General features: G+C 40.8%; 15 protein-coding genes. 11 read left to right on the top strand and 4 right to left on the bottom strand.

All coding sequences use genetic code 11. The features are described 5' to 3' along the window. The gene (locus ACOFKR_RS01350; protein WP_419802234.1) at positions 1 to 1,146 is read right to left on the bottom strand and encodes an ATP-binding protein; all 1,146 of its coding nucleotides are present in this window, start codon (positions 1,144 to 1,146) and stop codon (positions 1 to 3) included. Between the two features lie 122 nt (positions 1,147 to 1,268). Between ACOFKR_RS01350 and ruvX the strand changes: the two genes are divergently transcribed. The 10 genes from ruvX to ACOFKR_RS01300 all read left to right on the top strand — a co-directional run bounded on the left by ruvX (position 1,269) and on the right by ACOFKR_RS01300 (position 11,858). Continuing rightward, entirely contained in the window at positions 1,269 to 1,685 is a 417-nt protein-coding gene (gene ruvX, locus ACOFKR_RS01345; protein ID WP_419802233.1) for a Holliday junction resolvase RuvX, read from the top strand. A gap of 64 nt (positions 1,686 to 1,749) precedes the next feature. Then, on the top strand, positions 1,750 to 2,397 hold the full coding sequence (locus ACOFKR_RS01340; RefSeq protein WP_419802232.1) for an O-methyltransferase: 648 nt from the start codon (positions 1,750 to 1,752) through the stop codon (positions 2,395 to 2,397). After that, positions 2,394 to 2,861, top strand: coding sequence for a glucosaminidase domain-containing protein (locus ACOFKR_RS01335; protein ID WP_419802231.1), 468 nt, complete (start codon positions 2,394 to 2,396; stop codon positions 2,859 to 2,861). The genes ACOFKR_RS01340 and ACOFKR_RS01335 overlap by 4 nt, the downstream gene beginning before the upstream one ends. 75 nt (positions 2,862 to 2,936) lie before the next feature. Next, positions 2,937 to 3,812, top strand: coding sequence for a glucosaminidase domain-containing protein (locus ACOFKR_RS01330; protein WP_419802230.1), 876 nt, complete (start codon positions 2,937 to 2,939; stop codon positions 3,810 to 3,812). Between the two features lie 220 nt (positions 3,813 to 4,032). Next, the gene (locus ACOFKR_RS01325; RefSeq protein ID WP_419802229.1) at positions 4,033 to 4,776 is read left to right on the top strand and encodes a hypothetical protein; all 744 of its coding nucleotides are present in this window, start codon (positions 4,033 to 4,035) and stop codon (positions 4,774 to 4,776) included. Beyond that, entirely contained in the window at positions 4,773 to 5,105 is a 333-nt protein-coding gene (locus ACOFKR_RS01320) for a hypothetical protein (RefSeq protein ID WP_419802228.1), read from the top strand. The genes ACOFKR_RS01325 and ACOFKR_RS01320 overlap by 4 nt, the downstream gene beginning before the upstream one ends. Positions 5,106 to 5,174: 69 nt before the next feature. Then, positions 5,175 to 6,251 (top strand): DUF3078 domain-containing protein, encoded by a 1,077-nt coding sequence (locus tag ACOFKR_RS01315; RefSeq protein ID WP_419802227.1) that lies wholly within the window; start codon positions 5,175 to 5,177, stop codon positions 6,249 to 6,251. Between the two features lie 111 nt (positions 6,252 to 6,362). Next, complete coding sequence (gene ffh / locus ACOFKR_RS01310; protein ID WP_419802226.1) at positions 6,363 to 7,697, top strand: signal recognition particle protein; 1,335 nt, start codon at positions 6,363 to 6,365, stop codon at positions 7,695 to 7,697. 132 nt (positions 7,698 to 7,829) lie between these two features. Further along, positions 7,830 to 10,244 (top strand): TonB-dependent receptor, encoded by a 2,415-nt coding sequence (locus tag ACOFKR_RS01305; RefSeq protein WP_419802225.1) that lies wholly within the window; start codon positions 7,830 to 7,832, stop codon positions 10,242 to 10,244. A gap of 75 nt (positions 10,245 to 10,319) precedes the next feature. Then, entirely contained in the window at positions 10,320 to 11,858 is a 1,539-nt protein-coding gene (locus ACOFKR_RS01300) for a YifB family Mg chelatase-like AAA ATPase (RefSeq protein ID WP_419802224.1), read from the top strand. Positions 11,859 to 11,921: 63 nt separating this feature from the next. On the opposite strand, the gene ACOFKR_RS01295 is transcribed toward ACOFKR_RS01300, so the two are convergent. From ACOFKR_RS01295 to ACOFKR_RS01285, 3 genes are all read right to left on the bottom strand, one after another. After that, on the bottom strand, positions 11,922 to 12,932 hold the full coding sequence (locus ACOFKR_RS01295) for a trypsin-like serine peptidase (protein ID WP_419802223.1): 1,011 nt from the start codon (positions 12,930 to 12,932) through the stop codon (positions 11,922 to 11,924). A gap of 234 nt (positions 12,933 to 13,166) precedes the next feature. Then, the gene (gene rimM / locus ACOFKR_RS01290) at positions 13,167 to 13,691 is read right to left on the bottom strand and encodes a ribosome maturation factor RimM (RefSeq protein WP_419802222.1); all 525 of its coding nucleotides are present in this window, start codon (positions 13,689 to 13,691) and stop codon (positions 13,167 to 13,169) included. 79 nt (positions 13,692 to 13,770) lie between these two features. Continuing rightward, entirely contained in the window at positions 13,771 to 14,286 is a 516-nt protein-coding gene (locus ACOFKR_RS01285; protein ID WP_419802221.1) for a 30S ribosomal protein S16, read from the bottom strand. Positions 14,287 to 14,615: 329 nt separating this feature from the next. Between ACOFKR_RS01285 and ACOFKR_RS01280 the strand changes: the two genes are divergently transcribed. Continuing rightward, a complete protein-coding gene (locus ACOFKR_RS01280; RefSeq protein WP_419802220.1) occupies positions 14,616 to 15,143 on the top strand; it encodes a 5' nucleotidase, NT5C type in 528 nt (175 codons plus the stop codon). Positions 15,144 to 15,190 lie beyond the last annotated feature (47 nt).

The following is a 15,190-nucleotide window of genomic DNA, read 5'->3' as shown; positions in this document are numbered from 1 at the left end:
TTAATATAATATATGTTGAGTCCCTTGCGGGAACGTTTTAAATTTCAAAATCTTCACAAGTTGTAAAGATACGTCTAAAAATAAAATTCTGGGGTTGGCATTGCGCTCTACATGGTAATGCGCTTTGTCCAGTTCACTGGTAATCACTTCCACCATTGGCATCGTCAGCACTTTGCCGGCCATATTTTGGGCAACAATCATTTCTTTTTCGGGGAGATGAACCAGATCACCGGCACCCGAAATCAGCATCCCGCATTCGCGGATAAAACATAAACCGTATTCTAAAAAGTTCTTCTGGTTTTCCCGGCCGAGTTTGGCCAGTTGTTCAGTAAATTCGATCAGTTTTAAACCATCATTGGTAAAACACAGCCGGAGCCATTGCGCAAAACGATCGTGGTAGTTGCCGTCATCCGCACTTATCCGATGAATGGCAGCCGTTAAATTACCATTGCTGAGGTAAGCAATTTGTGCCGCTGCTGCTCCAGATTGCTGGTTTTTTTCCAGAAACTCCTGTACATCTGCATCTTTTAGGGCAGGGATTTTCACCAATTGCGTGCGCGATAAAATCGTGTTCAAAATATCGTCCTGCGATTCTGCAACTAATAAAAAAAGCGTTTTTTGCGCCGGTTCTTCAATGATTTTTAATAGCGTATTGCCTTCTTTGTCAAGATATTCCGGCAGCCACATAATCAGGATTTTGTATTCTGATTCAAACGGTTTAAAACTCAGCTTACGGATAATCTGGTGGCATTCGGCAATGTTGATATTGGCCTGTTTGTTGGCCGCATCGAGGTAACTGCGCCATTCGTCCAGGTTTAAATACGGGTTTTTAAGGAAAGCTTTTCGCCACTGATCAATAAAAATCAAGGCCGTATCGTCTTTATGCTTGGCAAAAAACGGATAAGAAAAATGCAGGTCCGGGTGCACCAATTTCTGGTATTTTCGGCAGGAACTGCATTCTCCGCAAGAATCATTTTCCTGTTTGTTTTCGCAGGAAATGTATTGCGCATAAGCCAACGCCAACGCCAAACTTCCCGAACCTTCCGGCCCCAAAAATAGCTGCGCATGGCTAACCCGGTTTTCTTTTACGGTGGCAATTAAACGTTGCTTGGTTGCTTCCTGGCCTATTATTTCTTGAAACTGCATCGATGCAAATTAAGGATTAGTATTGAGATTGCCGTTCGCAAAACTTTTTATCTGATTTGTTTGATGCGGGATTTATACATTTGCCTCCGCTTTAACACCAAAATTTACCCGATAAAAACAGTATGCCCCGCATCATGGCCTTTGATTATGGCACCAAACGCATTGGCATTGCCGTAACAGATCCTTTGCAGATTATTGCCACCGGACTGGAAACCATCCACCCGAAAGATATTGTAGAATATTTGAAAAAATACCTGGTAAAAGAAGTAGTGGAACTTTTTGTGGTGGGCGAACCGAAACAGATGGACGGTTCGCCTTCGCAAGCTGCACCAATGATCAAAGGTTTTATAACGATTTTGAAAAAGCATTTTCCCCTGGTTCCGATAGAGATGATGGACGAACGTTTTACTTCCAAAATGGCCTCCGCAGCAATTGCCCAAAGCGGATTGAAAAAAATGGACCGCCGAGATAAATCTTTAATCGATACTATTTCTGCAACAATAATTTTACAATCTTACCTCGAAAAAAACAGTCGGTAAAAACAGCATCTGCCCAAAAAAACAGACAGGCTGGCCAGTATTTTAAAAAGAATATCTTTGCCAGATGGAAATTTTGGACCGGCTGCTGCAAACTTATCTCGAAAACCACTGCGGGCCGGAGCCGGAAACCCTTCAAAAAATTGCCCGCGAAACGCATTTAAAAGTGCTGCGGCCACACATGATCTCGGGGCATTATCAGGGCAGGGTGCTTAGTTTTTTCAGTAAATTAATCCAACCCAAAGCCATTTTGGAGATCGGCACTTTTACCGGTTACGCCACCCTTTGTCTGGCCGAAGGACTGGCAGAAAACGGCGAAATCGATACGATCGAAATCAATCCTGAACTGGAAGATTTGCTGAAAAACAACTTTTTGGCATCGGCTTACGCAGATAAAATCAATTTATTTATCGGGGAAACATTTGATATTTTTCCCTTATTATCGCATAAAATATACGATATTGCATTTATAGATGCGGATAAACGCAATAATTACAAATATTACGAGTTAATACTCAATAATATCCGTTCCGGAGGATTGATAATTGTGGATAATATTTTGCGGAAAGGTAAAATAACAGACGACAATTTTCAGGAAAAGGATATGCAGTTGCTGCGCGATTTTAATGATAAAACAACCGCTGATGCACGTGTTGAAAATTTGATCCTCCCAATCCGGGACGGGCTGATGTTCATCCGAAAAAAACAATTATGAAGAAAGTATTTTTACCGTTACTCTTATTGTCCGGCTTTGTTGCCAAAGCACAAAACACTTCAAAATCTTACATCGACAAGTACAAAGATGCTGCCATAAGTATTATGCACGATTACGGGATCCCGGCGAGCATAACTTTGGCCATCGCCATGCACGAATCTGCCAGCGGAAACAGTGCTTTGGCCAGAAAATCCAACAATCAGTTTGGCATGAAAGGTCGCCATTCCTACAAAACGTATGATTCTGTTCTGGCTTCATTTGATGATTTTGCCCGGATGATGTCTGAACGGAAACAATTCAGTCATCTGGCAGAAAAATTTGATTCTTTTGATTATAAAAGCTGGGCAAAAGGCATCCAGCGCGGCGGTTATGCCAGCAGCAGCAAATGGTCGTCTCAGGTACTTTCACTCATTAAAAAATTCAGTTTAAATGAGTTGGATGAAAAACCGGAAGACAGCCAGTAATATTTTTAATCAGCAGCAATCTCTCGCCCCTGTTTTTCAGAAACAATTTATATTTGCCCACGTAATACTTTTTTTATGTATAAAAAACGGGCATTTTTTTGTGCGCTGATCATTTTGGCTTCCTGCAGTTCCCGGAAAAACGGAATTACCAATCATCAGGCGGCAAAAAACAATAAATCCATCCAGAAAACCAACAAGGATGCCATCGCCCAATATGCTACGTTTGGCGGTGTGCCACAATATATAGATCGTTTTAAAGGCATTGCCGTGCAGGAAATGAACGTTTATGGTATCCCGGCAAGTATAACGCTGGCGCAGGGTTTGCTCGAATCCGGTAATGGCAACGGCGAACTGGCCGTGGTGGCCAACAATCATTTCGGTATCAAATGCACTTCGGACTGGAAAGGAAAATCTTACTTTAAAAACGACGATAAGATCAATGATTGCTTTCGCGTTTACGATAATCCGGAAAGCTCTTTCCGCGATCATTCCGAATTCTTGAAAAAGAAACGTTATGCAGCTTTGTTCGAGCTCAACAAAAATGATTACGAAGGCTGGGCTTACGGTTTAAAATCAGCGGGTTATGCCACCAATCCGCAATATCCGCAACTGATAATCAGTTTGATAAAACGCTACAACCTGGATCAGTACGATATGAGCGAAACCGATTATCAAAAAATCAAACGGGAAGACCGCGTACTCACGCAAATCAATAAAAATATTGGTAAACCGGCTAAAGATACTTTGGCACATGCGCCATCGCCAACCAAATTAGTGGTGGCACCGGCCATTCCTGCAACCGGCAGCAGCAAAACTTATCAGGTAAAACAAGGCGATACCCTCTACAATGTTTCCAAACGTTTTGGTTTGAGCGTAGATGAACTGAAAGCGTTGAACAGGATGGGCGAAGACAATATTAAAATTGGCCAGCAGCTCATCATTGCACATTAGGTGCCTGTGTAATTGCCACTGATAAAGTTTGTCATGCTTCTTTTACCAGCTAAAGTTTGTTTTTGTAATTGTTGCTAACGGAAACATTCATCAAAAGCACCAAAATTTAGGTGGTAAAAGAAGCATATAAAAACCTTTGTATAAAATTTAAACAGGTGTTGGGTTAATTATTGTTAAGGAACTGCAAAATCTCGTGTTTGTAAAGTAGTTTTGTGTTGTAATGCTGAAATATTTGCTGTGCGGGTTTTGCCTTTTAATACTTTTTGAGGATTTGCGTGCGCAGGAAAAACCGATCCAGGGAATTGTTTTTGATCAAGCGACAAAAGAACGCGTGGCTAAAGTTTTAGTCAGCAATTTCCGCACAAAAGCAAACACATACAACAATTTAAAGGGCGAGTTTAACATTGCTGTCCGCGAAAATGATTTACTGATTTTTTCAAAAACAGGTTATTTTAATGATACCGTTAAGATAACCACCTTGCAAACACTTCCGGTTTATTTAAAACGCTCCAGCATTGTTTTGCGCGAAGTAACGATCAGGGACAGTGCTTTGAGCGCGCAAAAAAAACTGGAAGAAAACAAGAAAGAATTTAACCAGGTTTATGGTTCTTTGGCCAACAAAGATTTGATAACTACCGGCAGCAACGGGGCCGGGATCGGGATCGATGCAATTTACAATCTGCTGAGCCGCCGCGGCCGCAACGCTGCTAAACTGCGCGAAATTATAGACCGGGATTATAAAGAACAAATCGTAGATGCCCGTTTTAACCGCATCGCCGTAGGTGCTGTCACCGGTTTGAAAGGCGAATTATTAAGCAGCTTTATGTACCGTTATCGGCCTGATTATAACATGGTTGTGTTGCTGAACGATTATGATTTTATCGCTTATGTCAAATCCTGTTACAACCGTTTCCGGCGCAATCCTTCTGCTTATTACCTGCCACCTTTACAGCCCGAAAAATGAAGTTAAATTATCCGGTTCTGGTTGTTCCTTCGCTTAAAGTAAACGGTATGGCACTGTTCCCGTTTATTTTGGTGAAACTAAAAAAATCCAAACAGGATGAAACGATGATTAGGCACGAAATCATCCATCTGCGCCAGCAGTTGGAAATGCTGGTGCTGCCCTTTTACTTCTTTTACCTGATAAATTATTTGTACAATCGGTTAACTTACGGTCATCATGAAGCGTATATGAACATTGTTTTTGAGCGGGAGGCGTATGCCAATGAGTCTTTTGCGGATTATTTAAAGCGCAGAAAGCTGTTTTCGTGGATAAAATATTTTAAAAAATAGCATTAGTTTTGGGTTGAAAAATTGAAAATCACTTCAAATAAAAATCATTTTTGCTTTCCTTTGCCTGATATGCACAAGCTCACGGCTTTTTGGCTGATACTTCTTTTATCACTGTTTTTTCATTCTGCCGATGCGCAGGTAAGGGATTCTATCATGCGGGATTCGTTAAGAACAGATTCACTCAGAAAAGATTCTATAAGGATCCGGCTTGATTCGATAAAAATCGACACTAATTTGCTAAACCGTTTCCGGATAGAGCCCGGCCGCAATATTTTGCCGGTGCATTTACAACCGTTAAATTTACAACCAGAGTATATCCCGGTCCCGGGCCTGGATTATAAAGTAAGTTACTGGCGCAACAACGTGCTTTTTGGCTTCAACCTCAATCAATCTGCCTTTAGCAACAACTGGAGTGCGGGCGGCGTAAGTTCTATCGCTGTTGGAACAAATTTTGATTATAAAACCGAGTATAATAAAGATGGCAAGGATTTTACTTCGGAACTGATTTTGCTCTACGGAAAAGTAAAAAACCAGGGCCAGGTACAACGCAAAACCAACGACCGCATTTTTTGGGACAATAAAGTTTCCATCAATTTTTCAAAGCACTGGGATTTTTACGGCTCGCTTAGTTTTGAGTCTCAGTTTGATGACGGGTTTACTTATTCTAACGATATAAACGTTCGGCCGGTACTCATTTCCAGGTTTATGGCGCCCGGTTACCTTACCGAGTCCATCGGTTTTGAGTATAAACCGGTAACCTATTTCAGTATGCGTTTCGGTACAGGTACGGCGCGGCAAACCTTTGTGCTCAGTAATTCTGTTTACCCAAGCGATACGGCAACCGTTTATGGTGTTAGATACGGCAGGCATGTGTTAAACCAGCTGGCTTTCCAAATCGTTTCCAACTTTGATAAAGACATCGCCAAAAACGTCAATTTAAAAGCCCGTTACTTAATTTTTATCCCTTATGATACACCGTTAAACATGACGCACCGTATCGATGGCACGCTTACCGCCAAAGTAAACCGGCTGGTAAACGTTAGCATAATCGGTACATTGCTTTATGATCCAAACACTTCAAAACGCGTACAGGCTTACCAGAGTTTGGCGTTGGGCATCACCTATAAATTCCCTTATTACCGATAGTTTTTGGCTGGTTTTTACCCGATAAAAGAAGCATCGTTAAAACGCTATGCGGGTAAATTTTTTAGCTTCAAAATCATAACTTTGTGTTTTGTTTTTTAATGATTTAAAAAGATGTTTGATAATCTTTCGGATAAACTCGACCGCGCATTCAAGGTTTTAAAAGGACAAGGTTTGATCACGGAAATCAACGTGGCCGAAACCATGAAAGAAATCCGCAAAGCTTTGCTGGATGCCGACGTAAATTATAAAACGGCCAAAGCTTTTACCGATGAAGTGCGCCAAAAAGCTTTAGGCGAAAACGTGCTGACTTCAATTTCCCCCGGCCAGCTGCTCACCAAAATCATGGGCGATGAGTTGACTAAATTAATGGGTGGAACCACGGAAGAACTCACTTTTCAGGGCAACCCAACCGTTATTTTAATTGCCGGACTGAACGGTGCCGGTAAAACTACGTTCTCCGGAAAACTGGCCAACTTCCTCAAAACTCAAAAAAACAAAAAGCCTTTGCTGGTTGCCGGTGATGTTTATCGCCCGGCTGCAATTGAGCAGCTCAAGGTTTTGGGCGAGCAGATTGGCGTGCCGGTTTACGCTAATTTAGAATCCAAAGATCCGGTTGCAATTGCTTTGGAAGGCTTGGCTCAGGCAAAACAAAACGGAAATAATATTTTAATTGTGGATACCGCCGGCCGTTTGGCTATTGATGAGGCCATGATGGTGGAAATTGAGCAGGTAAAAAAAGCATTGAACCCGCACGAAATTTTGTTTGTGGTAGATGCCATGACTGGCCAGGATGCGGTAAACACGGCCAAAGTTTTCAATGACCGTTTGGATTTTACCGGAGCTGTTTTAACGAAATTAGATGGTGATACACGCGGCGGTGCGGCTTTGTCCATCAAATCTGTAGTCAACAAACCAATCAAATTTATCGGTACCGGCGAAAAAATGGAAGCACTGGATGTTTTCCACCCGGACAGGATGTCGTCCCGGATTTTAGGAATGGGCGATGTAATTTCGCTGGTTGAACGTGCGCAGCAACAATTTGATGAGAAAGAAGCCGCCGAACTTCAAAAGAAAATCCGCAAAAATAAATTTGATTTTAATGATTTTTTTGGCCAGATACAGCAGATCAAAAAAATGGGCAACATGAAAGATCTGATGGGCATGATCCCCGGGGTTGGAAAAGCGATGAAAGATATTGATATCCAGGATGATGCTTTTAAATCCATCGAAGCCATTATCCAATCCATGACGCCGAAAGAAAAAGAAAACCCGGACATCATCAACCAAAGTCGAAGAATGCGCATTGCAAAAGGTTCGGGCAACGAACTGGCAGAAGTAAACCGTTTGATCAAACAGTTTGACGATATGCGGAAAATGATGAAGCAGTTTTCCAATCCGGCACAAATGGCCAAAATGATGAAGAACATGCCAAGACAAGGCAGATAAAAAATAGAAAGCCGGGACGAAAGTTCCGGCTTTTTTATGTGGTAAAAGAAGCATTGGCTTTTCAATGTATTTGTTTTTCATGATCGTGCGTTTTAAACCATACTAAAAGCAAAGCAATCCATATATTTACTATTGAAACCTATTGATAAAAATATTGTGGGAAAAATATTTTTTTGCCTTTTACAATTGGTGTTTTTGTTCCCTTTAACTGGGCAATGTCAGCAAGATTCAGTTATAAAAAATATCCTTTCAAAAGTAAAATCCTTTAACACAAATTTTCCTACAGAAAAAGCTTATCTACAATTTGATAAGCCTTATTATGCAGCAGGGGACACAATTTATTTTAAAGTTTATGTTACTCTTGGGCAAGAACATTTGTTAAGCACTAAGAGCAGTGTCATCAATATCGAGTTAATTGATGCCAATAATAAAATAAATAAGGTCATAAAACTACCGCTTACTGGTGGTATCACTTGGGGAGATATTACCTTGCCTGATTCTTTATCCATGGGAAATTATCGTATAAGGGCTTTTACCCGTTGGATGCGAAATGAGGGTGAGGAAGTATTTTTTGACCAAACAATACCAATAGGCAATATTGGTGCAGCAAATGTTCCAAATGAGACAAAAAGTACTTCAACAAAAAAAGTTAATAGCCAAAACGACATACAATTTTTGCCAGAAGGCGGAGAATTGGTAAGTGGGGTTCATTGTAAAGTAGCTTTTAAGGCTTTGGATAAAGAAGGTAAAGGAATTGAAGTAAAAGGAACGATAACTGATAAGAACAAGCAGATTACATCGTTCAAATCAAACCCTTTGGGTATGGGTTTTTTTAACATGAATGTAGAAGAGGGGACTTTTTATAAAGCAAATATTGTTTATGCTGATGGTAGCCGGAATATAAGTGATCTTCCTAAAGTACCAGAAAGGTCTGTAAGCCTTGCAGTCATAGATTCCACGGCGAAGTTTACGGTAGCGATCAACAGCAGTAAAAGCTATTATCGGGACAACAAAAATAAAAAGTTCTTTTTGCTGATCCTTGAAGGGGGCAAAGCGGTTACAGTAAAGGGCGGATTGGATAGTACGACAGTTAAATTTGATGTGCAAAAACAGTATTTACATTCTGGCGTAATGCAAATCACATTATTTTCAGAAACTGGCGAACCTTTGAGTGAACGTTTAGTATTCGTTCAAAACCCAGACCTGTTAAAGCTTTCTGTAATTAACCAAAAAACAGTATATGGCAAACACGAAAAAGTTTTAATAAACTTAAAAGCAACAAACGCAACAGTTATTCCGGTAGTTGGTCATTTTTCAGTTTCAGTAACTGATGAGGGTAAAGTGCCTTTGACAGATAGTACCGGACAAAATATCTTAACCTATTTACTCCTAACTTCAGATCTTAAAGGCAATATAGAAAAACCAGGACAATACTTTAGCAATACAGAAGAGGCCCGAAAAGATTTAGATGTATTGATGCTTACCCATGGTTATCGCCGGTTCACTTGGAAGCAACTGTTGGAGGATAAGCTGCCGCCTTTAGCTTTTACAGCAGAAACAGGACTTGAAATAAACGGGTTTGCAAAAACATTAACCGGAAAACCATTGAAAGGAGGTTTAGTGTCTTTGATATCAATAGAAAACGGACTAATTCTTAATGCTTTAACTAATGATAAAGGCGAGTTTAGTTTCAACAATTTGTATTTTATTGATAGTGTTCGGTTTGTTTTGAGCGCTACAAATGCTAAAGGCAGAAATTTTGCAAGGCTTATATATAATAAAGAAGTTTTACCTCCTTTAACAGTAAATAATACATATCAGATACCAAGCAACACAAATGAACTAATGGCTTCCTATCTCGAAAACAAAAAACTGCAACAGATTGAAAATTTAAAACTTGGGTTAAATAATGGTATAAAGTTGAAAGCAATAACAATAATTGGAAAAAAGTTTGACAACCACTATTATACTTCAAGCCGTGCCGGAGCTGGAAATGCAGATTTTGTGATACATGCTAAAGAGTTCTCTAAAATCAGTGGACTTTTGTCAACCAGGATTCTTGCGCATCTACCCGGAAAAGGTTTGCCGTCAATTATTATTATTGATGGAGTTAGAGAAAGTAACTTGGATGATTTATCTGCCGATGACGTAGAAACAGTTGAAATTCTGCGGAAAGGGGCAAATAGCGCGATTTATTCTGATGAAAAATTACAATTTGCCGATGTGGTAATTATAACAACTAAAAGAGCTGCTGGAACAGATAAAACCAATAAAACTTCTACTGGAATATTACCAATTATTATAAAAGGATTTTATAAAGCAAAAGAATTCTATTCGCCAAAATACAATTACAATCAATTAAAAAATTTTAAAGAAGATTTACGGTCGACAATTTTTTGGAAACCAAACGTAGTTACTGATAACGAGGGCAATGCTTTTTTTGAATACTATAACGCTGGCAGTGTAGCAAATTATCGAGTAGTGATAGAAGGAATTGATGCTTCAGGAAACCTTGGTAGAACAGTTTATGAGTATAAGGTTGAATGATTTATCAATATAATTCTTCTAAAGCTACTTATATTAATTTTTAGTTAATTTACAGGAAATTTAAAATCATTTCCTGTGCTTGTAAAAACTTTTGGCAGTGCTGTTTACGGTATCGAAGCCACCACAATTACCGTTGAAGTAAACATTACCGGCGGCACCAAATACTATGTAGTTGGCTTGCCCGATAATGCTATAAAAGAGAGTTATTTCCGAGTAAAATCTGCTTTAAAAAACTGCAATTACCACATGCCCAAACAGCAGGTCGTGGTGAACATGGCTCCGGCCGATGTGCGCAAAGAAGGTTCTTCGTATGATTTGACGATTGCAATTGGCGTTTTGGCGGCTTCCGGGCAAATTTCGCACGATGAACTGGATAAGTACCTCATCATGGGCGAACTTTCGTTAGACGGCGGATTACAACCCATTCGTGGCGCGCTGCCCATTGCCATTCAGGCACGAAAAGAAGGTTACAAAGGTTTTATCCTGCCCAAACAAAATGCCCGCGAAGCCGCAATTGTAGATAATTTAGCTGTTTTTGGAGTGAATTCTATTACTGAAGTAGTTGATTTTTTAAACGGAGATAAACCGCTGGAAGAAGAAATTGTAAATACACGCGATGAGTTTTATCGCAGCATCAGTTTGTACGAAGCTGATTTTTCGGATGTGAAAGGACAGGAAAACATCAAACGTTCGCTGGAAATTGCTGCTGCCGGTGGTCATAATGCAATTTTAATTGGTCCGCCCGGAGCCGGTAAAACCATGCTGGCCAAGCGGTTGCCTTCCATTTTGCCGCCTTTAAATTTATCCGAAGCGTTGGAAACCACCAAAATCCATTCGGTTGCCGGGAAACTGGCTGCAGCGGATGCGCTGGTTTCGGTACGGCCGTTCCGTTCGCCGCACCATACGGTTTCGGATGTGGCTTTGGTTGGCGGCGGCGGCAACCCGCAGCCTGGCGAAATTTCTTTGGCGCACAACGGTGTTTTGTTTTTGGATGAACTGCCGGAATTTAAACGGACGGTTTTGGAAGTGATGCGCCAGCCGCTGGAAGAACGCCGAGTAACCATTTCCCGCGCGAAAATGAGTGTAGATTATCCTTCGAGTTTTATGCTGGTCGCTTCCATGAACCCTTGCCCCTGCGGTTACTACAATCATCCAGATCGTGAATGTGTATGCGGGCCGGGCATCGTACAAAAATATTTGAGTAAAATTTCGGGACCGCTTTTAGATCGGATTGATCTGCATGTAGAAGTAACGCCGGTAAATTTTACAGAGCTTTCTTCGGAACGGGTTTCGGAAAAAAGCGAAACCATCCGCGAACGTGTGATCAGAGCGCGGGAAATCCAACAAAAAAGGTTTACTGAAAAGCCTGATTTACATTGCAACGCACAAATGGAATCCAAAATGGTGCGCCAGGTTTGTAAAATCAGCGAAACAGGACAAATCCTGCTAAAAAAGGCAATGGAAAAATTAGGTTTAAGTGCCCGCGCTTACGACCGGATTTTAAAAGTTGCCCGCACCATTGCTGATTTGGCCGGAACAGAAGACATCCAGATTGAGCATTTGGCAGAAGCGATACAGTTTAGAAGTTTGGACCGCGAAGGTTGGGCAGGATAAATTTTATATGATAAAAGAAGCATCAACGTAACAATGCTTCTTTTATCTACCTAAATTTGGTATTTACGGAAACTCTGTTCTGGCTTTATTAACCAAACCAGCCAAATCCGAGCCGCCGCTTGCCGTGTTGTAATTGGCATTTTGTGCACTTTGTGTGGCAACTGCATACGGCTGGCCTGCCCAATATCCCCAAAAAGGGCCACCGCTTTGTCCGGGATAAACATCCGCCTTGTGGGCCATGTATTCGGCGTCATCAGAAGTTCCTGAATCGCCATCCAAAGCAATACCGGTTTGATAGGTTGGCCGTTGTGTGCCGGTCAAATCTGCAGGATAGCCGGCGTGGGTCCAAACTTGTTGTCCGTCCCAATTATCGGTATAAGATTTTGAACCCATCCAACCGGTACTATTGCCCAGCGGCTTATCCAAAACCACAACCGTATAATCAAATTTTGCTTCGGTGCCATCAATGGTTGGGCCGCTTACTTTAAACATGTAATAAGTGCGGATGCCGTTTGCAACACCATAAGGCGCGCTGCCATTGTAATACATCGGTGTAAATTTTAACCAGCCGGTTTGGTTATTTGCCTGCCAATCAATAATATGCGAGCAGGTGAGCAGGTGGCGCGGGCCAATCATCACACCGCTGCCGAAACCTAAAGCCGTTTCTACACGGCCTACACAACGCCACGGGTAAGCAGTAGAATAATAAACTTTGCGATCATCCGTGCCGAAAATTGTTTTCAAAATATCGCCGGGCAATGCAGCATTTTGCCCGATAAACCGAGGTTTCTGCAATTTCTTGGGTTCAGGCTTCGGGAAATAATCCAAATCGCTGAAAGTAGGGTAAAAATGATCGGTTTCTGTAACGTTGGCCAGCGCAAACTTATCTCCGGCCTTTAAACCAACCGCTACCATTCCTTTTGGATAGCGGCGGCCGTCAATCACTTCTGTTTGCGGTTCCTGGTCAAAATTTGTTCCTGTGTTCAACAGGTTTTCTGCGGAAGTTGCTTTTACCGGAGATAATTTTTTGAGTTCATCGATCGTCATCGGATCCTTGGTTTCTGTACTTAACATCGCTTTAAATTTTTAGCGTTTTTCCTACTCGTTTCAGGTTTTTCGGATACTACCTTTTCTTTAAATGCTAAATTACAGGTAGTTATAAAGTACAGAAAGGTTGCTTGTACGCAATCAGCTTGGCGTTTCCACGCAAATATTAACGTGATTTTACGTAATGCGTTTTTTAGGATGCTGTTTTTATCACCCTAAAATTTGACTGATAAAAACAGTATTGCCTAATTTTAGGAGCGGTTAATCCAAATAAATATCCAATAAACCTTCGGGCAGGTCCACCAGCACCACTCCTTTTGCCACATCAATATTTTTAATGATGTTTTGATTGAGCGGAAAAAGCACTTCCCGGTTTTTATACGGAACGGTAGCGATAAACTGCTGCGGATATTCCTGAATATCAATGATTTCGCCCAGTTCGCCTTCATTTTCGTCCACCGCAATAAAGTGCAGCAGATCCTTCAGCCCAAATTCGTTTTTTTTCTTTTTAGGTTTGATTTTATTGAGCAGGAAAACGTCTTTTTTAATTAATAAAGATGCTTTTTCTATCGTATCAACGTCTTCCAGTTGCAGATAAGCCACGTTTTTCATCGGTAATTTAAACAGCGTGACAAAGTACGGGACCAATTTTCCGCCAATTTCTAAAAAAAGGCTTTTAAATTTGAGTTTTTCCGGTTCTTCAAAATCAATATAAACCTGTAGTTCGCCTTTTAACCCGCGGGTTTTGGTTACGGTCCCCAAACGGAAGCAATCCTCTGTCGTCATCTTAAAAAAGGGCTTAAAACAAGTATAGCGAAGCTTTATTTCAAAGCTTCGCTATACGCAATGTTGTTATTTATGCTGATTATTCAGCAGGAGTAGTTTCTTCCGTTGTTTCTTCAGCTACCGGTTCTGCAACTGGCGGAGTATTTTTGGCAACAATTGCAGCGGCACGGTCAGCATTTTTCTTCGCTTCTGCAGCTAAAGCAGTTTTGCGTGCGTCGCTTTTTGCGGTTGATAAAGAGGTTGTTTTACCGCTTATTTTATTTTCTTTTTGTTCAGTCCATTCTGCAAATTTTGCATCGGCCTGTTCTTGCGTTAAAGCACCTTTTTTAACACCGCCCTGCAAGTGTTTTTTGTACATTACGCCTTTATAACCCAAAATTGCACGGCAGGTATCGGTTGGTTGTGCGCCTGTGGTTACCCAATCCAGCGTTTTATCAAAATCAATATTGATTGTTGCCGGGTTTGTGTTTGGGTTGTAAGAGCCCAAACGCTCAATGAAACGGCCATCACGCGGGGCGCGGGCATCTGCCACTACGATGTAATAAAAAGCTTTGCCTTTTTTACCGTGTCTTTGTAATCTGATTTTAGTTGCCATTTTTTTGTTTTTATGTATTCAACATATTCCCCGGAACTTTTTGTTGCGGGGCTGCAAAATTAGGAAAAATATTTAAAATTTTTATCTAATCACCAATAAATCAGCTTAAAATCAATTTTAAGTTTGTTTTTTTGAGTTTGGAAGCTGGCTGAATTTTTATGTGAGCTATTTACAAGCTTCTTTTATACCTGTAAATTTGATATTTTCCGTTTACCGATAATTAAAAAAACCACCATATTTTAGTTGATAAAAGAAGTATGGCCAATAAGTCCAACGGTTTTGAACAGCTTCTTGAAAAAATTAATTTATTTTGCAAAAACCTGATTAAAATGGAAAAACAACGTATTGCCATTGATATGGACGAAGTGCTGGCCGATGTAATTGCTAAATTTGAGGCCCTGTACAAAAAAAACCACCCAAAAGAAGCATTACGGCAGCAGCAGGATGGCGAAGAATTTTATGCCATTTTGCCAGATCATATTTCCGGAGACTTTAGGAAACACATTTATGAAAAAGGTTTTTTCCGCGATTTGGAAGTAATTAAAGACAGCCAGCGCGTGGTGAAAGAACTGAGTGAAAAATATGACGTTTTCATTGTTTCTGCCGCAATGGAGTTCCGTAACTCGCTGGAAGATAAAGTGGACTGGCTGGCTGATCATTTTCCATTTATCCCCTGGCAGCGCACTATTTTTTGCGGGTTGAAAATTGTAAACGTGGACATCATGATTGATGACCGCAGCCGTAATTTCACTGCTTTTAATGGCCGGCCGCTGCTGTTCACTTCGCCCCATAACAAATTAATAACCGAATTTGAACGTGTTGATACCTGGGAAGAAGTAGCCGCCAAGTTGCTTTAAAAATTAAGCCGGTAAGAGAAGTATAAAATCCTTTTCCTTCGGACAGA

Origin of the sequence: Mucilaginibacter sp., assembly GCF_965201005.1 — a bacterium.
Lineage (GTDB): Bacteria > Bacteroidota > Bacteroidia > Sphingobacteriales > Sphingobacteriaceae > Mucilaginibacter_A.
This window is presented reverse-complemented; position numbering and strand designations above follow the sequence as displayed.